Genomic DNA, 17,031 nt, shown 5'->3' with positions numbered 1-17,031 from the left:
GCATGACCATCCAGGAACCCCTTCGGGCCGTCGAGCCCAAGGCCGGTCCCGAGCCTCTGCCCGACCCGGTCCCCCTGACGGGATGTCCCTACAAGGCCGACCCCTACCCCCTGTACGAGCAGATGCGCGACGCCGGCCCCGTCCACCGCGTCCTCTTCCCCAGCGGCGTCCAAGCCTGGCTCGTCACCGGCTACGACGCCGCCCACGCCGCGCTGAACGACGGCCGCCTGGGCAAGAACCACGACCGCGGCAACGACCGCTGGCGCGCCCGCGCCTCGATCATGCCCGAGCCGCAGCACTCCGAGCTCCAGGTCCACCTCCTGCACCAGGACCCGCCCGAGCACACCCGGATGCGCCGCTTCGTGACGGACGCCTTCACCCCGCGCCGCGTCGAGCAGCTCCGCCCGCGCTTCCGGGAACTGGCCGACGCCCTCGTCGACGCACTGCCGGAGCACGGCCCCGCGGACCTCGTCACCGGCTTCGCCGCCCGCTTCCCCTTCCTGGTCCTCGCCGAGGTCATCGGCCTTCCGCAGCAGCTGGCGGCCCGCTTCGACCGCGACTGGGGCAAGGTCGTCCAGCCGGTCGGCCCCACCGACCCCGGACGCCCCCTCTACGAGGCCCGCCTGCACGGGCTCCAGAGCTACATCGCCGACGTCGTCGCCCACAAACGCGACCACGGGGGCGACGACCTGCTCAGCCGCCTCGTGGTGGCCCGCGACCGCGGTGAACTGTCCCAGGCGGAACTGGACTCCATGATCTTCCAGCTCCTCGTCGCGGGCCAGGAACCGGTCACCAACCAGATCACCACCGCCCTGATCGCCCTGTTCCGCAACCCCGACCAGCTCGCCCGCCTGCGCGACGACCCGGACCTGCTGCCCCGCGCCGTCGAGGAACTCCTCCGCTACGACAGCGCCTTCGAGCTCACCACCTGGCGCTTCTTCGACAAGGACAGCGACCTGCACGGCACGGAGATCCCGGCCGGCGACTCGGTGATCGTCTCCCTGTGCGCGGCCAACCGCGACCCGCGCCGCTTCCCCGCCCCCGACGTCCTGGACTTCGACCGCTCGCCCAACCCGCACCTCGCCTTCGGCCACGGCATCCACTTCTGCCCGGGTGCCGCCCTCGCCCGCGCCGAACTCCAGATCGCCCTCGGCACCCTGCTCGCCCGCCTGCCCGGCCTGCATCCGACCATCGCGGACGAGGACATCGAGTGGATCCCGGCCGTCCTCGGCCGCGGCACGAACCACCTTCCCGTCGGCTACGACCGCCGCCTCTGACACCGACGTACCGCTGACCGGGTCCGGCCACACCAGCCGGCCCGGTCCCGGCCGACCCACGCCCACCGACCCCAGGCGCCTGGCTTCCCCTCCCGCCACGGCGCCATGTCGACGTGCCCTCGTACGCCCCCTACGCCAGGAGGAACGACATGCCGCTGCCGACCGCACCGGACACCCTGCCCACGAGCATCGCCACCGGGATCCTCGATCTGCTCCTGCCCCACCACCGCACGACCGACCCCGTCCCCGCTCCCGTGGAAGCGTTCCCGCACCAACTGCGCCGCATCTCCGCCTTCGTACGCGACGGCGCCCCCGTCGTCTTCACCCTGCCCGGCTTCCCCTGCAAGTCCCCCAACCCCGCCAAGGTCCTCAGCCACCTTCCCGACCAGGGCGAACGCCTCTCCCTGACCTTCCTGAACACCCTGTGCACCCGGATCGAGCGGATCCACCCACCCGGCGCCCGCGTGATCATCTGCTCCGACGGCCACGTCTTCGGCGACCTCATAGGAGTCCCCGACGACCACATCGACGCCTACGCCGACGACCTGCGCACACAGATCAGCCGGATGGGCCTGCACAGACTGTCCGTCTTCGACCTGCGCGACGTCCTCGGCGACCTCCCGCACGACACGAAACGCACCCGCGTCCACGAGCGCTACGCCCCCACCCTGGAGGTCCTCCGCGCCGAGACCCGCGCCGACGACCAGGCTCTCGCCCTCTACCGGGGCATCACCCGCTTCCTCGTCGAGGACACCGCCCACTGGACCGGCACCCGCTCCGCCCTCCAACGCGCGTGCAGACAACGGGCCTACGGCGTCATCCAGCGCAGCCGCGCCTGGGGCACCCTGATCGCCGAACACCACCCCCGCGCGGTACGCCTCTCCATCCATCCCCAGCCCATCGGCGCCCCGAAATTCGGCATCCGCCTCCTCGACGCCCCGGACGCGTGGACCACTCCCTGGCACTCCGCCGCCCTGCACCGCACCGACGGCAGCTGGACCCTCATGCCGCGGGCCGAAGCCGCCAAGATGGGGCGACTGGTGCAGTGGGGCGGCAGGGACAGCCACTTCGAACAGAGCTAGGTGATGCGGCTCGGCGTGTCAGGGGTTCGTCCAGGGCCATCCGCAGGTGCGCGTCATCCCGTACGGCTTCGGTCGGTGTCCCTTGCGGGCGGGCCGCCGGGCAGGTGGCGGAGTGTCCCTGCCCGGCGGCCCGTGGGGGTCAGGCCGTGGCGGGGGTGTAGTGGGCGGCGTCGTCGCCCTCGATGACGTGGCTGAGGGTGCCGTCGACACCGGCGGGGACGTCGCCCGCGACGGTCACCCGGTGCAGCAGGCGCGGCAGGTCGCCGTAGTCGTCGGGGGCGTAGTGCTGCGTGATGCGGTTGTCGAAGAGGACGAGGTCGCCCGGCGTCCAGACCACCCGCACGATGTTCTCGGGGCGGGTGACGTACGACTGGAAGATGCGCAGCAGGTCGCGGGAGTCGGACGGGCCGAGGCCGACGATGCTCTGGGCGAAACCGCCGATGAACAGCCCGCGCTCCCCGGTCTCGGGGTGGACGCGGACGACGGGGTGGGCCGTGCGGTACTTCCGGGAGACGAACCGCTTGCGGTGCTCGGCCGCCTTCTCGTTCTTCGGGGCGGCGTAGTCGTAGTCGTTGGTGTGTACGGCCCAGAGCGTGTCGGCGAGGTCCCGCAGTGGCTGGGGCAGGTCCCGGTAGGCGGCGGCCGCGTTGGCGATGAGGGTGTTTCCGCCGTACGGCGGGATCACGATGCCGCGCAGCGTGGACGCCTTCGGCGGCGTACGGACGAAGGTGACGTCGGTGTGCCAGTGGTTGGCACGGATGCCCTCGTCGCCGTCGACGGGCAGGATGTGGGGCCGGCCCTCGACGGAGGGGACGGTGGGGTGCGCGGTGGTGAGTTCGCCGAAGAGGGAGGCGAAGCGGAGCTGGCCGGCGTCGTCGAGGTTCTGGCCGCGGAAGACGAAGGCCTTGTGTTCCAGGAGGGCGGAGTTGATCTCGGTGACGACGGCGGGGTCGAGGTCGGTGGAGAGGTCCACGCCGAGGATCTCGGCGCCGATACGGCCGCCGATCCTGCGGATGTCGAAGCCGATGCCGGTGCTCATGTGCGGGGGTTCCCTTCAGGAGGTGATCAGCGGGGAGGTGATGGGCCGGGAGGCCGTCAGGAGGTGATGGGCAGGGACGGTCCCTTGGACCCCGGTGGTCCGAGGGGAGGGCCGACGGCCCGCAGTGCGCCGGGTGTGCGGCCTCGTCCCCAGCCGATCTGCCGGCGGTAACTGCCGAGCAGGCCGGTACGGTCCAGGTGCTCCTCGTCGCGGGCGGTGGAGCCGTCGGGCAGCGGGTGGGTCACGGGCGCGACGTACAGTGCGTCGGCCGGGCAGTTGGCCTCGCACTGGAAGCAGGTCTGGCAGTCGTCGCGGCGGGCGAGCACGGGGATGCCGTCCTCGCCGCGGTCGAAGACGTTGGTCGGGCAGACCTTGATGCACTTGTCGCAGGTGACGCAACGTTCCGCCGAGACCAGTTCGATCACGAGGCCACCTCCAGGGGTGCGGCTGGTGTCGCCGATGCCGGCGGGGCGGTCGTCAGCGGTTCGGTGCGGGTCCACACCCGGTCGAGGCCGCCCGTGACGATGCGGTGGTGCTGTCCGGGGTCCTGCGCGGGGAAGTCGAGCCGCTTGGCCATGCCCCGGGTCTCCGTGCGCGCAAGCGCCGAGGCGTACATCCAGCGGGCGTGCGCCGCCATCGCCGCGGCCTGCCGGGCCCGTACGGTGTCCGTGCCGCCGGCGTGCAGGGAGGCGCGCGAGTCCTCCCACACGCTGTCGAGCACCTCCAGCGAGGCAGTGAGCCGGTCGCCTCGGCGCAGGTAGTTCTTCTCGTACGGCAGCACCTCGCCCTGAACCGCGGCGATGACGTCCCGGAAGCCGTCGGCGGAGCCTGGGGTGCCGGTGGGCCGGAGCCCGGCTCCGCCCGCGGCCACCAGGCGCCTCGTACCGGCGCGGACGCCGAGTGAGCGGGCATGGCGGGCCGCACCCCGGCCGGCCCAGGTGCCGGAGGCGATGGCCCAGGCGGCGTTGTGGCTGCCGCCGCCGGTGAAGCCGCCGCAGATCGGCTCACGGGTCGCCGCGTCCCCGGCCGCGTACAGTCCGGGGACGGTGGTGGAGCAGTCGTCGCCGGTGACGCGGATGCCGCCGGTGCCGCGCACGGTGCCCTCGGCGAGGAGCGTGACGGCGAAGCGCTGGGTGAAGGGGTCGATGCCGAGCCGGTCGAAGGTGAGGAAGAAGTTGGGCTGGGCCAGCCGCATCGCCTCGCGGGCCGCCGCGTCCGCCCGGTCGAGGCGGCAGTACACCTTCTCACCGAGCAGCGCCTCCGCGATCACGGACCGGCCGCCCTGGCTGGCCGCACCCTCCAGGACCGTGCCGTCCTGGTGGTAGAAGGTCGCGAAGGAGTAGAACGCGGTCTTGGTGACGGAGGTGCCCTCGGGCGCGATGCCGTACGCGTTGGAGAACTCCATCCCGGACAGCTCCGCGCCCGCCTCGGCGGCGAACAGGGCGCCGTCCCCGGTGTTGACGTTGCAGCCGAGCGCGCCGCTGAGGAAGGCGCAGCCGCCGGTGGCCAGGACGACCGCCCCGGCGCGCACCCGGTAGGGCTGACCGGCCTGGCGCCGGTGGCCCCTGGCTCCGGCGACCGCTCCGGAGGGGTCGGTGAGCAGTTCGGTGACCGGGCTGTGGTCGAGGATGCGGGCTCCGGCGCGCTGGACGCGGATGCGCATCCTGCGCATGTACTCCGGTCCCTGCAGCCCGTTTCTGAGCTGCCTTCCGTCCGGCCCGGTGGGGAAGGGGTAGCGTCCGGCCGCTGCCAGCTCGTTCATGCCCGCGTACGTCTGGTCCAGGACCCGGGTCATCCAGCGCCGGTCGGCCAGGAACCCGCCCAGTGCCTCCCGGCTCGCCATGGCGGCCTCCCGCGCGGCGGGCTCCGGGGGGACGTACCAGACGCCGGTTCCGGCGGAGGCGGTGGCGCCGCTGGTGCCGCAGTAGCCCTTGTCGGCGACGACGACGTCCGCTCCGTCCTGGGCCGCCTTGAGCGCGGCCCAGGTGGCCGCGGGGCCGCCGCCGACCACCAGGACGTCCGTGGTGAGGTCGAGGCCGGTCATGCGGGCCGCCCTTCCGCCGCGGCCGTCACGGTGGTCGCGGTCAGCCGGTTGGCGGGGCGGGCCAGGCCGTAGTGCGCGCGCAGGGTGCGGCCGGTGTACTCGGTGCGGAACAGGCCGCGCCGTTGCAGGATCGGCACGACATGGTCGACGAAGTCCTCCAGGCCGCCCGGCAGATGGGGCGGCATGATGTTGAAGCCGTCGGCGGCACCCTGGGTGAACCACTCCTGGAGCTGGTCGGCTATCTGCTCGGGGGTGCCGGCGAACACCCGGTGACCGCGGCCGGCGCCGAGCCGGGCGATGAGCTCGCGCAGGGTGAGGCCGTCACGGCGGGCGAGTTCGGCGACGAGCGTGAAACGGCTCTTGTTGCCGTTGATGTCCCGTTCCTCGGGCAGCTCGGGCAGCGGGCCGTCCAGCGGCAGCCCGGTCAGGTCGGTGCCGAGCATCCCGGACAGCTGGGCGAGCCCGTACTCGGGCACCTGGAGATCCGTCAGCTCCTGTTCCAGCGCGCGGGCTTCCGCTTCCGTCGAGCCGATGACGGGGGCGATGCCGGGAAGCACCAGCAACTCGTCCTCGGTACGGCCGTAGGCGGCGAGCCGCGACTTGAGGTCCTTGTAGAAGGCCTGGCCCTCGGCGAGGGTCTGCTGGGCGGTGAAGACGGCCTCGGCGTACCGGGCGGCGAAGTCCTTGCCGTCCTCCGACGAGCCGGCCTGCACCAGCAGCGGGTAACCCTGCGGGCTGCGCGGTACGTTCAGGGGGCCCTGCACGGCGAAGTGCTCGCCGCGGTGGTTGATCTCCCGCACCTTGTCGGTGTCGGCGTACACGCCGCGCTCACGGTCGAGCAGGATCGCGTCGTCCTCCCAGCTGTCCCACAGCTTGGTGGCGACCTCGACGAACTCCCGTGCCCGCTCGTAGCGCAGCCGGTGCTCCAGGTGCTCGTCCTGCCCGAAGTTGCGGGCCTCGTTCACGGTGCCGGAGGTGACGATGTTCCAGCCCGCCCGGCCACCGCTGATGTGGTCCAGGGAGGCGAACTTGCGGGCCGTGTGGAAGGGCTCGTTGAAGGTGGTGGAGACGGTGGCGATCAGGCCGACGCGCTCGGTGACCGCCGCCAGGGCCGACAACAGGGTGAGCGGTTCGAAGCCGCCGAGCGCGTTGTGCCGGACCTTGCCCCACAGGGCGAGGCCGTCGGCGAGGAAGACGGAGTCGAGCAGGCCCCGCTCGGCGGTCTGCGCGAGCTGCTGGAAATAGCGGAGATCGGTGACCCGTTCGGGCTCGGTACGCGGGTGGCGCCAGGCGGCGTCGTGGTGGCCGGCGTTCATCAGGAAGGCGTTGAGATGCAGGCGTCGGGTGCTGGTCGCGGTCATGGGGTACCTCGGATCGGGCGGTGAGACGCAGGGGCGGTGAGATCCACGGGCGGGAGGGCGGGCGGGGCGGCGCGACGGGGCCGGGCGGCAGTGGGCGGGCGGGCCGCCGGGTCAGGCGCCGGCCGGTACGCGCCAGGAGCTGAGCCGCCGTTCCACGGTCACCAGGAGCTGGTTGAAGATCACGCCGATGGCGGAGATCGTGATGATGCCCGCGTACATCTGCGGGATCGCGAAGTTGAACTGGGAGGCGTTGACCAGATAGCCGAGGCCCGCCTTGGCGCCGATCATCTCGGCGGCGACCAGCACCAGGATGGACGCCGCTCCGGCCAGCCGGATGCCGGTGAACATCACGGGTACCGAGGCCGGCAGGATGACCTTCTGAAACAGCCGGAGCGCGGACAGATCCATCGACTTCGCCAGCTTCAGCAAGGTCGGGTCGACGTTGCGGACCGCGCTGATCGTGTTGAGCAGGATCGGCCAGGTGCACGCGTACACCACGATGGAGATCTTCGAGGTCTCGCCGATGCCCAGCAGCAGGACGAACACCGGCAGCAGGGCCAGGGCGGCGGTGTTGCGGAACACCTCCAGCAGCGGACCGAGGACGTCGGCGACCGGCCGGTACCAGCCGATCAGCAGGCCGAGCGGCACGGCGACGGCCACGGCGAGACCGAATCCGCTGAACGAGCGCACGAGGCTGGCGCGGGTGTTGTCGGCGAGCTGACCGTCGGCGGCCAGTCCCCACCAGGCCTGGGCGACCTCGCTGAACGGAGGCAGGAAGGTGCGGTCGACCAGACCCAGTCGCGGTGCGGTCTCCCACAGCAGGAGCAGAGCCACGATCGCAACGGACCTGGTCGCCCCCTTGACCAGCAGGTAGGGCAGTCGGCGGACCGCCCGGCGGAACCGGGTCGCCGTGGAGCGGAGCCGGCCCGCGCTCGACGGCGACGCGTCATGGGGTGCGGACACGGCGGATGTGGCCGACACCGCGGACGTGGCGGGGGAAACGGCCGGGGCGGGCTCGGTGGTGTCCGCCGAGTCCGGCGCCGTGATCTTCTCGGTGGCCGTGCCGGTCGTGGGGCTCATACGGAAGCCTCCTCCTTCTCCAACTGCTGGGCCCTGGCCACCTCGTCGTGCAGCAGCGACCAGATCTCGTGCCGGTGCCGCGCGAACTCGGGACTGGAGCGGAGGTCGTCCGTCGCCGTGCGGGAGCCGAGGGCGACGGGCACGATCCGCTTGATGCGGCCCGGGCGGGACGTCATGACGGCGACGCGCTGCCCCAGGTAGACGGCCTCGTCGATGCCGTGGGTGATGAAGACGACGGTCTTGCCGGTGCGCTGCCAGATGCGCAGCAGTTCGTCCTGCAGCGACTCCCGGGTCTGGGCGTCCAGCGCGGCGAACGGCTCGTCCATCAGGAGGACGTCGGGGTCGTAGGCGAGGCTGCGGGCGATCGCCACCCGCTGCCGCATCCCGCCGGACAGCTCGTGCGGATGGCGGTCCTCGAACCCGGTCAAGCCGACCAGCTCCAGGAACTCACGGGCGCGTCCGGCGCGTTGACGCCGGGGGACGCCTGTGGCCTCCAGGCCGAACTCGACATTGCCCTGCGCCGTGCGCCACGGCAGCAGCGCGTACTGCTGGAACACGATGCCCCGGTCCAGGCCCGGGCCGCTGACGGGCCGGCCGTCCAGCAGGATCCGTCCGGCGGTGGGCTGGGCGAGGCCGCCGAGCAGCTCCAGCAGAGTCGACTTCCCGCAGCCGCTGGGACCGACCAGGACGACGAACTCGCCGACCGCTATCTCCAGATCGATGCCGTCGAGGGCGGTGAAACGGGTGGCCTGCCGATCGCCCCTGCGGTCCCTGACGGTGAAGTCCTTCCGCACGCCCTGGAAAACGATCTTGGCCGTCGTGGACTGCGTGGTGGATTCCGGCATGGGATCAGCTCCCGCTCTTGGTCGCGGAGGAGGACTTCCGGTTGCCGTTGAACTCGTTGGTGTAGAGGTCCGACAACGTGACCTGGCCCTTCTTGATGTCACCGCGGTCGGACAGCCAGTCGACCCACAGCTGGAGTTCCTTGCCGGTGATCAGGCCGGCCTTCTCGGTGACACCGAAGGAGCGCCAGTACTTCAGGGGTGCGGGGTCCTCGTTGCGGCCGCGCTTCTTCACGATGTCCGTCATCCGGGCGATGACCTCTTCGCGCGGAGTGGAACGGGACCACTCGATGGCACGCCCCACGCCGGTGACGAAGATGCGGGCCGTGTCGGGGTTCTGCTTCAGGAACCGGTCCGTCATCACGTAGGTGCCTGCGCTGAACGAGCCGAGCAGTTGATAGTCGGTGAACAGCGGGCGGATGCCCCCGGTTGCCAGTGCCTTGTCACGCAGAATGCCGCCGAGCACGGCCACGTCGATCTGCTTCTGCCGCAGCGACTGCTCGGTGTTCACCGGAGGCACCACGAGGGGTTCGACCTTGCCGATCTCCGCCTGGGACAGGCCGCCTCGCTGCAGGTAGATGTCGAGCATGGCCTCGGCGTGGGCGCCGAGGGTGTTCATCCCGACCTTCTTGCCGAGCAGGTCCCGGGCCGAGCGGATCGGGCTGTCCTTGAGGACGAAGAAGCCGTTGTAGGCGTACTTGTCGGATCCGTAGTAGCTGATGACGGCCTTGACGGGGGCGTGGTTCGCGGCGAGTTTGACGACCGCGCCGTTGAACGCACCGCCGAAGTCGACCTGACCCGTGGCCGCGGACTGGATGTCCTGCGGACCGCTGATGGTGTTGCCGACCCACTTCAGCTTCACGTCCTCCAGATAGCCGAGATCCTCGGCCAGCTCGGGCAAGGTCACCTGACCCGCCCAGCCCTGATACCTGAGCGTCTTGGTCTGGCCCGTGCCGGAAGCGGCTCCGGCGGTCGTGCCGCAGCTCACGGCCACCGCAGAAAGACCGAGCAGGGAGAGGAACTGGCGTCGGGTCGATGCCGTAGTGGCCATGGAGAGGTCCTGTTCACGCGAATGGGGACTGAGGCGGAATCGATGGCATGGGGAAGCCGTGACCGAGAGGGTGCTCGGCAAGGGAGCGCAGACAATGCGGACGGCGAAAGGGAAAGGAGACGCGCCGGGAATGCCTGCGAGAAATCAGCCGCCTACGACGACAACGGTCGTGGTGGCCGATGGTGAAAACGGAGCGGGAGAGCGGCGCCCGTCGGTGCGTTCAGCGGCCGACGGCACAGATGGCGCTGGCCTGACGTCGCAGATCGACGTGCAGGCGCGCGGCGAGGTTCTCGGACTTGCTCACAGCCAAGAGAGTTGCAGCGGAATCCGGCCAAGTCAATGTCGCCTGCGTGGGCGTCTCGTATTCTGAACCGGCCGACATGTGAGCGAAGTGCGGCGTTCACAATCGTCCGGGTGCCGGGTTGTGCGGCGGATCGCCGAGCACGCCGAGTCCGCCGGGGAAAGCCCGGCGGACTCGCGAGGTCAGACAGGCAGGACGAACGGAGGGTGTGCTCCGTTGAGGAAATAGTCGCCGACATCGCGGAGCCGGTGAGCGACGGGCTCGTACAGGGTGTGCGTCCGGGCATTGCGCCAGAAGCGGTCGAAGCCCAGCCGCGAGGACGCGGAGCGGGTGCCGACGACGTCGAGGGCGCGGGCGGTGGACTCCTGTGCGGCCCTGGAGGCGGCGGCTTCGGCCATGGCCACGAGGACGGAGATCTCCGCGTACTCGTCGTAGGTGATGTCCTCACCGTGCACGAGGCCGTCGTGCACGGCTGCCTGTGCTTGGTCGGTGAGCGCGGACGCGGCGCGGGTGAGGACGGTGAGTTCTCCGTAGGCGGTGAGCACCTGCGGGTCCTGGGGGGAGCCGGCCGGCCAGTCCGGGTGCCAGGGTGAGTGGCCGGCCCTGCTGTAGTCACGGGCCTCGGCGAGCACTCCCTCGGCGATGCCGAGGCGGAGTTGGACGGAGAGGAGACGCCTGACCGGCGATGCCAGAGCGGTCAGGGGCGACAGGACGTCCTCGTCCGCGGACAGGGAGCCGAGCACGTCGTCGGCGGCGACCGGTACACCGTCGAACCGCAGGCTCCCGCCGGCCGCGAGCCGCTGGCCGAAAGTGTCGGCGTCGCCGTCGACCCCCACCCCGTGATGGGCGGGATCGACGACGACGGCGAGTGGTTCACCGGTGTCGGCCCGTACGGCCCGCACGGCGAGGCGGTCGGCGACCAGGACCCCGGTCGTGTAGCTCTGCCGACCGTCGAGCACGAAGCCGGTGGCACTCCTGGTCAGCGTCAGAGGCGGGTCCTGGCGGGCGAGACCACCGCCCCAACACCACTGCTCCGCCGCGGACCGCCGCTCGATCCGAGCGGCGGCAGAGGGCTCGGTGAAGAACCGGGCGCTCCACGACAGGAAGTAGTGAAAGCCGAGCAGTTGACCGATCGCACCGTCGGCGGCGGCGATCTCCCGGACGACCGCGTAGGCCGTGGGCCAGTCCGCGCCGCCTCCCTCGAGCTCTGCCGGTATGAGGAGCGTCAGCAGCCCCGACTCGCGCAGCCGTGACACCTCGTCGAACGGGGCCTTGCCTGCCTGCTCCCTGGCCACCGCGTCCGTGGCCAGGTCGTCCGCCGTCTCACGGGCCACGCGCAGCCAGTGCGCGCGGCCGGGCCCGGTCCGGTCGGAATCCGAGGCGGGGCCGGACGGCGCGGTGGCAGTGCCCATGGTGGTGGTCTCCTCAAGGTCGGCGGCACGATGCGGTGTCGGGGCTCTCTTGCCGGTCGGGCACATACCTGTAGCCCACGCGTCGTACGGTGACGATCCGATGCCGGTGCGTTGTGCCGAGCTTGCGGCGAAGGCGCGCGATGTGGACGTCCACGGTGCGGCCGTCGCCGATGTGGTCGTAGCCCCAGATGCCGGCCATCAGCTGCTCACGCGAATGCACCTGGTGCGGATGGCGCACGAGATGTGCCAGCAGCCCGAACTCCAGGAACGTGAGGTCGAGTTCGCGCCCGTCCACCTCGGCGACGCGCCGCGTGGAATCGACGCGGATGGCACTGCCTTCCGGCTGCTGCACGGCAGGCGGGTCCGTGAGGGCGACCGGTCGGATCTCCGGCCGTGGCACGTCCTTGGCGAAGAGCTCGGCGGGGTCGGTGCCCTCGGGGATGAGCACGAGGTAGCCGACGACTGGTGTGGAAGCGTCCTCCTCGGAGCCGCTCTGCGTGGTGTCGCCGACGAGGCGGAGATGGCGCAGGTCGGGAAGTGGCGCGTTCGACGGAGTGGCCTGGGCTGGAAGTGCCGTGGTCATGGCGGTCGTCCTTCAGGGGGTACGTCGGGCCGTCAGGCGCTGCGGGTGGGCCCGCGCCCGACGGCCAGGGATGAGGGAGAAGGAGCGGAACGGCACGCGCGACGTGTGACCGCGTGCCTCACACGCGACAGCAGGCGGCGCTGACGACGTGACCAAAGTCGACATGCCGACGACGAACGAGTCGCTGCTGCGTGGGGGCCATGTGCATCATCCTGCGCACCCACCGGGCGGGGCGTCAATGCTTCCCTAGTAAATCGATGGGAAATACAGGGAACGCAGAACGCAAGATCGCGGGTGGGCTCACCGGTCGCCGCCGACCGCCCGGGTGGGCCTCGGGACTGGTCGCCCTCGGCAGCCGGGCACGGAGAGCGCCCGGCTGCACTCGGAGCCTCCGCAAGGGTGTGGGCGGCAGTACGCGGGCGGAGCCACGCGGGCAGGAGCGCTCGACGCGCAACTCGTCGGCCGGCCGTACGAATCCGACGGCGCGGTCACGCCCCCGCACCGGGAGCCGTGGCCGCTCCCGGCCGAAGGCGGCGGGAGAGGTCGGCGCCCGTCGCCTTGCTCCGGCTCCCCACACCGATCCGGACCGCCAGGAGACGGGCGAGCGTGGTCCTGCCGGAGCCGGGCAGGCCGCCCATGACGATGCGCACGGGATCATCCCTGCGTCAGCCGTCGCTCCGTCAGCCGTCGACAGGAAGCCCCGTACGCCTGGGCGTTGCGCACGAAGAGCTCGTGCAGGTCGCGGACCGCCCGCGGAACGGAGCCGGAGTGGCGGCGCTGCAGTACCAGCAGTACGTCGGTCGCTTCCCCCGCGAGCGGCCGCACCGTGATCGCGCCCCGTCGTTCCAGCGGGTCGCCGACGACGCTGAAGTCCGGCAGCACCGTGGCCCCCAGCCCCTCGGCCACCATCAGCTTGCCCATCTCCGCGCCGTCGGTGGAGTACGAGAAGGACGGAGTCCGGCCGCGGAGCAGCCGGTGCACGAAGCGGTGCATCACATAGCCGGATCGCATCACGACCAGCGGCTCGGCCAGGAGACTGTCCGCGTCCACCGCATCCAGGGCCGCCAGCGGACTGTCCGGACGCACGCACACCACCGGACGGCCGCAGAGCAACTCCGTCGTCTGGAAGCCGGGCGGAACGTCGTCGCCCCGCAGGTAGTTCACCAGTCCCAGGTCGAAGGCGCCCTCCAGCAGGCCACGGTGGATGTCGGCCTGCTGCGCGCCGACCAACTCCACCTGGGTGACCGGGTGCGAGGCCCGGAACTCACGCACGGTCGGGATGACCAGCGGCACGGTGGCCGTGTTCACCGTGCCGAGCCGGACCATGCGGCTGATGCGGTGCTGGTCGCCGGCCGCGCCGCGCAGCCGGTCGACCGCGTCGAGCACGCTCATGATGTGCGGCAGCAGCTCGCGTCCCTCGTCGCTGATCTTCGCCCCGGACCGCTTGCGCTCCAACAGGTCCACGCCGAGCTCGCGCTCCAGATTGCGTACGGTCTCGCTGAGCGCCGGCTGGGACAGGTGCAGTTCCTCGGCGGCGCGCCGCAGCGAACCGAGCCGTGTGACGGCAGTGATGTATTCCAGCTGTTCGATACGCACGAACAGGAGACTGCGCCCTCCCGGGACCTGGTTCAAGGGAATCCCTGTCACAGCCTCGTGAATACCGACTCTCACCATGTGGAATCACATCCGGGCATTCTTGACCGGCCGGACTCGCTCCTGGTTCGATCGACGGCATGAAGCGACAGGACCTCACGCGGCGACTCCACGTCGACCTTGCGCGTGTCTCCAGCGCCTTCTGTCGCTGTCGGGTCTGAGCGCACCCGAGGGAAACCCTCCCACCCGCTCCCTCTGTGACTCCCTTCCGTGAATTCCGGTCCCGGCTCATTTCCGTCTCCGTCGTGACGACGGCTTCCCCTGAGACCCCGCTCCCGCGTGCCTGAATTCCGCGAAGCTCGTTCGTCCTGCCCGCGCAGCATTCTCCTGCCAGGAGTTCCCGTGCCCGCATCCCCCGCATACCCCGGATCCGATCCCGTCCGCTTCGCCTACTGGGTGCCGAACGTCAGCGGTGGCCTGGTCACCAGCACCGTCGAGCAGCGCACCGACTGGGGCTACGACTACAACCGCGACCTCGCCGTCCTCGCCGAGAACAACGGCTTCGACTACGCGCTCAGCCAGGTCCGCTACATGGCCGGCTACGGCGCCGAGTACCAGCACGAGTCCACCAGCTTCAGCCTCGCCCTGCTGCTCGCCACCCAGCGGCTGAAGGTCATCGCGGCCGTCCACCCCGGCCTGTGGCACCCGGGCGTCCTCGCCAAGCTCGGCGCCACCGCCGACCACCTGTCGAACGGCCGCTTCGCCGTCAATGTCGTCAGCGGCTGGTTCAAGGGCGAGTTCACCGCGCTGGGCGAGCCCTGGCTGGAGCACGACGAACGCTACCGGCGCTCCGAGGAGTTCATCCGCGCCCTGCGGAAGATCTGGACCGAGGACCACGCCGAGCTCGCCGGCGACTTCTACCGGTTGCGCGACTTCTCCCTCAAGCCCAAGCCGCTGAACACCCCCGGGCGTCCGCATCCGGAGATCTTCCAGGGCGGCAACTCCACCGCCGCGCGCGCCATGGCCGGCCGCGTCTCCGACTGGTACTTCTCCAACGGCAAGGACTTCGACGGCGTCACCGAGCAGATCGATGACGTCCGTGCCTCAGCCGCCCGGGCGGGCCGCACCGCACCGAAGTTCGGCCTCAACGGCTTCCTCATCGCCCGCGACACCGAGGCCGAAGCCCGCGAGACGCTCCGTGAGATCGTCGCCAAGGCCGACAAGCAGGCCGTGCACGGCTTCCGCGACGCCGTCCAGCAAGCCGGTCCGTCCACCGGCGACGGCAAGGGCATGTGGCAGGACTCGACGTTCGAGGACCTCGTCCAGTACAACGACGGCTTCCGCACCGGCCTGATCGGCACCCCCGAGCAGATCGCCGAACGGATCGTCGCCTACAAGCGGCTCGGCGTCGACCTCTTCCTCCTCGGCTTCCTGCACTACCTGGAGGAGGTCGAGTACTTCGGCAAGCGGGTGCTGCCCCTGGTGCGCGAACTGGAGGCACAAGAAGCCGCGTCCGAGCCCGCCGCCGCCCACGCCTGACCGCGGCCCGCACACGAAACGACGAACCGAAAGGTCCTCCCATGGCCACTGTCCTGTCCGTCTCCGGAAGCCCCTCCGCCACCTCCCGCACCGCTCGGCTGCTGCGCCACCTGGACGAGCGGCTCGTCGCGCAGGGGCACGAGGTGATCGCGCTGGACGTTCGTACCCTGCCTGCCGAGGCGCTGCTCGGGGCCGACTTCGCTCACCCGGCGATCGTCCGGGCCACGGCCCTGTTCGAGCAGGCGGACGGGGTGGTGATCGGTACCCCCGTCTACAAGGCCGCCTACTCCGGACTGCTGAAGTCCCTGCTCGACCTGCTCCCGCAGTACGCCCTGGCGGGCAAGACGGTCCTCCCGCTGGCCACCGGCGGCACCACCGCCCACGTCCTGGCCATCGACTACGCCCTGCGCCCGGTGCTGTCCTCCATGGGCCCGGCGCACATCACGCCGGGCTGGTTCACGCTCGACAAGGACATCACGGTGGGGGAGGACGGCACACTGACCGTCGCGCCCGGATCGGCCGAGGCCCTGGCCCAGGTCACGGACCAGTTCTCGGCCGCACTGGGCGAGCGGACGGCACTGCTGGCGGTCGCCGGATGAGCGCCGCGCACGTCATCGCGGACGACACCGAGGCCCTTGCCGTGGCCGCGGAGCTGGCCGCGGACTTCCGCAAGGGCGCCGCCGAGCGGGACGCACGGCGCAGGCTCCCGCACACGGAGCTGGAGCGGCTGTCCGCCTCCGGGCTGCTCGCCGTGACCGTGCCCGCCCGGTTCGGCGGCGCGGACGTCCGTGCGGACACGCTCGCCGAGATCTTCCGACTGCTGGCCGCCGCCGACGCCAGCCTGGCCCAGATCCCGCAGAGCCACTTCGTGTACGTCAACGTGCTGCGCCGGCAGGGCACCGACGAGCAGCAGGAGTTCTTCTTCGGCGAGGTACTGGCCGGCAAGCGGTTCGGCAACGCCCAGTCCGAGGCGGGCACCCAGCACGTCCAGGACATCCGCACCCGCCTCGCCCGGCTCCCGGACGGGTCGTACGTCCTCGACGGCGTCAAGCACTACTCCACCGGCGCGCTGTTCGCCCACTGGATCCCCGTCCTCGCCCGCACGGAGGACGACACCCTGCACGTGGCGTACGTCCCGCGCGACGCGCCCGGCGTCACGGTCGTGGACGACTGGGACGGCATGGGACAGCGCACCACCGCCAGCGGAACCGTCCGCCTGGAGTCGGTGCCCGTGCCCGCCGACCGGACCGTGCCGCACCACCTCACCTTCCGGGGCCCCCAACTCCACGGCGCGATCGCCCAGTTGCTGCACGCGGCCATCGATGCCGGCATCGCCTCCGGGGCGCTGGGCGAGGCGGTGGAGTTCGTGCGTACGAAGAGCCGCCCCTGGTTCGAGAGCGCCGCCGAGGGGCACGCGACCGCCGCGGAGGATCCGCTGCTGATCCAGCGATTCGGCGAACTGGCGATCAGGGAGCGGGCTGCCGCAGCGTTGCTCCGCGAGGCCGCCCGCGCGGTCGACGACGCCCGCGCCGACCTGACCGACGACTCGGCCGCCGAGGCCTCGATCGCGGTGGCCACCGCGAAAGTGACGGCGGCCGAGGCCGCCGTGGACGTCGCGAGCGCCCTCTTCGAGGTCTCCGGCACCCGCTCGGCCCTCGACTCCCTGGGCCTGCACCGCCATTGGCGCGACGCGCGCACCCACACCCTGCACGACCCGGCCCGCTGGAAGGTCCAGCACATCGGCCGCTACGTGCTCAACGGCACCAGACCGCCCCGGCACGGCCTCCTCTGAAGAACGCTGCCGAACGCTGCCGAACGCTGACGAAC

Annotated in this window: 17 protein-coding genes; 6 read left to right on the top strand and 11 right to left on the bottom strand. The window is 71.2% G+C overall.

The features are described from left to right. The first annotated feature begins 2 nt into the window (after positions 1–2). Entirely contained in the window at positions 3–1,277 is a 1,275-nt protein-coding gene (locus tag ACZ4VF_RS14620) for a cytochrome P450 family protein (protein ID WP_467926100.1), read from the top strand. Between the two features lie 149 nt (positions 1,278–1,426). Beyond that, entirely contained in the window at positions 1,427–2,359 is a 933-nt protein-coding gene (locus ACZ4VF_RS14615) for an L-tyrosine/L-tryptophan isonitrile synthase family protein (protein ID WP_467926099.1), read from the top strand. Positions 2,360–2,498: 139 nt separating this feature from the next. Here the strand turns inward: ACZ4VF_RS14615 and ACZ4VF_RS14610 are convergent, their stop codons facing one another. From ACZ4VF_RS14610 to ACZ4VF_RS14560, 11 genes are all read right to left on the bottom strand, one after another. Beyond that, positions 2,499–3,398: a TauD/TfdA dioxygenase family protein gene (locus tag ACZ4VF_RS14610; RefSeq protein ID WP_467926097.1), complete on the bottom strand. Its 900-nt coding sequence runs from the start codon at positions 3,396–3,398 to the stop codon at positions 2,499–2,501. 56 nt (positions 3,399–3,454) lie between these two features. After that, on the bottom strand, positions 3,455–3,823 hold the full coding sequence (locus tag ACZ4VF_RS14605) for a 4Fe-4S dicluster domain-containing protein (protein WP_467926096.1): 369 nt from the start codon (positions 3,821–3,823) through the stop codon (positions 3,455–3,457). Next, entirely contained in the window at positions 3,820–5,442 is a 1,623-nt protein-coding gene (locus tag ACZ4VF_RS14600) for an FAD-dependent oxidoreductase (protein WP_467926095.1), read from the bottom strand. The genes ACZ4VF_RS14605 and ACZ4VF_RS14600 overlap by 4 nt, the downstream gene beginning before the upstream one ends. Continuing rightward, positions 5,439–6,803, bottom strand: a complete 1,365-nt coding sequence (locus tag ACZ4VF_RS14595; RefSeq protein ID WP_467926093.1) for an LLM class flavin-dependent oxidoreductase — start codon at positions 6,801–6,803, stop codon at positions 5,439–5,441. Before ACZ4VF_RS14595 ends, ACZ4VF_RS14600 begins: the two co-directional genes overlap by 4 nt. A gap of 111 nt (positions 6,804–6,914) precedes the next feature. Further along, a complete protein-coding gene (locus tag ACZ4VF_RS14590) occupies positions 6,915–7,883 on the bottom strand; it encodes an ABC transporter permease (protein WP_467926092.1) in 969 nt (322 codons plus the stop codon). After that, a complete protein-coding gene (locus ACZ4VF_RS14585; protein WP_467926091.1) occupies positions 7,880–8,728 on the bottom strand; it encodes an ABC transporter ATP-binding protein in 849 nt (282 codons plus the stop codon). The genes ACZ4VF_RS14590 and ACZ4VF_RS14585 overlap by 4 nt, the downstream gene beginning before the upstream one ends. 4 nt (positions 8,729–8,732) lie before the next feature. Continuing rightward, the gene (locus ACZ4VF_RS14580; protein WP_467926089.1) at positions 8,733–9,776 is read right to left on the bottom strand and encodes an ABC transporter substrate-binding protein; all 1,044 of its coding nucleotides are present in this window, start codon (positions 9,774–9,776) and stop codon (positions 8,733–8,735) included. A 483-nt stretch (positions 9,777–10,259) separates the two neighbouring features. Continuing rightward, complete coding sequence (locus ACZ4VF_RS14575; protein ID WP_467926088.1) at positions 10,260–11,489, bottom strand: acyl-CoA dehydrogenase family protein; 1,230 nt, start codon at positions 11,487–11,489, stop codon at positions 10,260–10,262. Between the two features lie 13 nt (positions 11,490–11,502). Next, entirely contained in the window at positions 11,503–12,072 is a 570-nt protein-coding gene (locus tag ACZ4VF_RS14570) for a winged helix-turn-helix domain-containing protein (RefSeq protein ID WP_467926087.1), read from the bottom strand. A gap of 488 nt (positions 12,073–12,560) precedes the next feature. Next, positions 12,561–12,722, bottom strand: coding sequence for a hypothetical protein (locus ACZ4VF_RS14565; RefSeq protein ID WP_467926086.1), 162 nt, complete (start codon positions 12,720–12,722; stop codon positions 12,561–12,563). A 4-nt stretch (positions 12,723–12,726) separates the two neighbouring features. After that, entirely contained in the window at positions 12,727–13,668 is a 942-nt protein-coding gene (locus tag ACZ4VF_RS14560) for a LysR family transcriptional regulator (RefSeq protein ID WP_467926084.1), read from the bottom strand. Between the two features lie 137 nt (positions 13,669–13,805). On the opposite strand from ACZ4VF_RS14560, the gene ACZ4VF_RS14555 reads away from it, so the two are divergent. The 4 genes from ACZ4VF_RS14555 to ACZ4VF_RS14540 all read left to right on the top strand — a co-directional run bounded on the left by ACZ4VF_RS14555 (position 13,806) and on the right by ACZ4VF_RS14540 (position 16,996). Continuing rightward, positions 13,806–13,886 (top strand): putative leader peptide, encoded by an 81-nt coding sequence (locus tag ACZ4VF_RS14555; protein WP_351611030.1) that lies wholly within the window; start codon positions 13,806–13,808, stop codon positions 13,884–13,886. A gap of 181 nt (positions 13,887–14,067) precedes the next feature. Next, entirely contained in the window at positions 14,068–15,204 is a 1,137-nt protein-coding gene (gene sfnG, locus ACZ4VF_RS14550; RefSeq protein ID WP_467926083.1) for a dimethylsulfone monooxygenase SfnG, read from the top strand. Between the two features lie 41 nt (positions 15,205–15,245). Then, positions 15,246–15,803 (top strand): NADPH-dependent FMN reductase, encoded by a 558-nt coding sequence (ssuE, locus tag ACZ4VF_RS14545; protein WP_467926082.1) that lies wholly within the window; start codon positions 15,246–15,248, stop codon positions 15,801–15,803. Further along, entirely contained in the window at positions 15,800–16,996 is a 1,197-nt protein-coding gene (locus ACZ4VF_RS14540; protein ID WP_467926080.1) for an SfnB family sulfur acquisition oxidoreductase, read from the top strand. The genes ssuE and ACZ4VF_RS14540 overlap by 4 nt, the downstream gene beginning before the upstream one ends. The last annotated feature ends 35 nt before the right edge of the window (positions 16,997–17,031 follow it).

The organism is Streptomyces sp. NPDC029151 (assembly GCF_055564315.1).
The sequence above is the reverse complement of the archived record's forward strand: the minus strand, read 5'-3'. Positions and strand labels throughout refer to the sequence as shown.

What these genes read in the sequence shown, in the direction of transcription:
- ACZ4VF_RS14620 (WP_467926100.1), top strand. Translation starts at nt 3, where the DNA reads ATGACCATCCAGGAACCCCTTCGGGCCGTCGAGCCCAAGGCCGGTCCC.
- ACZ4VF_RS14615 (WP_467926099.1), top strand. Translation starts at nt 1,427, where the DNA reads ATGCCGCTGCCGACCGCACCGGACACCCTGCCCACGAGCATCGCCACC.
- ACZ4VF_RS14610 (WP_467926097.1), bottom strand. Translation starts at nt 3,398, where the DNA reads ATGAGCACCGGCATCGGCTTCGACATCCGCAGGATCGGCGGCCGTATC.
- ACZ4VF_RS14600 (WP_467926095.1), bottom strand. Translation starts at nt 5,442, where the DNA reads ATGACCGGCCTCGACCTCACCACGGACGTCCTGGTGGTCGGCGGCGGC.
- ACZ4VF_RS14595 (WP_467926093.1), bottom strand. Translation starts at nt 6,803, where the DNA reads ATGACCGCGACCAGCACCCGACGCCTGCATCTCAACGCCTTCCTGATG.
- ACZ4VF_RS14590 (WP_467926092.1), bottom strand. Translation starts at nt 7,883, where the DNA reads ATGAGCCCCACGACCGGCACGGCCACCGAGAAGATCACGGCGCCGGAC.
- ACZ4VF_RS14585 (WP_467926091.1), bottom strand. Translation starts at nt 8,728, where the DNA reads ATGCCGGAATCCACCACGCAGTCCACGACGGCCAAGATCGTTTTCCAG.
- ACZ4VF_RS14580 (WP_467926089.1), bottom strand. Translation starts at nt 9,776, where the DNA reads ATGGCCACTACGGCATCGACCCGACGCCAGTTCCTCTCCCTGCTCGGT.
- ACZ4VF_RS14575 (WP_467926088.1), bottom strand. Translation starts at nt 11,489, where the DNA reads ATGGGCACTGCCACCGCGCCGTCCGGCCCCGCCTCGGATTCCGACCGG.
- ACZ4VF_RS14570 (WP_467926087.1), bottom strand. Translation starts at nt 12,072, where the DNA reads ATGACCACGGCACTTCCAGCCCAGGCCACTCCGTCGAACGCGCCACTT.
- ACZ4VF_RS14555 (WP_351611030.1), top strand. Translation starts at nt 13,806, where the DNA reads ATGAAGCGACAGGACCTCACGCGGCGACTCCACGTCGACCTTGCGCGT.
- ssuE (WP_467926082.1), top strand. Translation starts at nt 15,246, where the DNA reads ATGGCCACTGTCCTGTCCGTCTCCGGAAGCCCCTCCGCCACCTCCCGC.
- ACZ4VF_RS14540 (WP_467926080.1), top strand. Translation starts at nt 15,800, where the DNA reads ATGAGCGCCGCGCACGTCATCGCGGACGACACCGAGGCCCTTGCCGTG.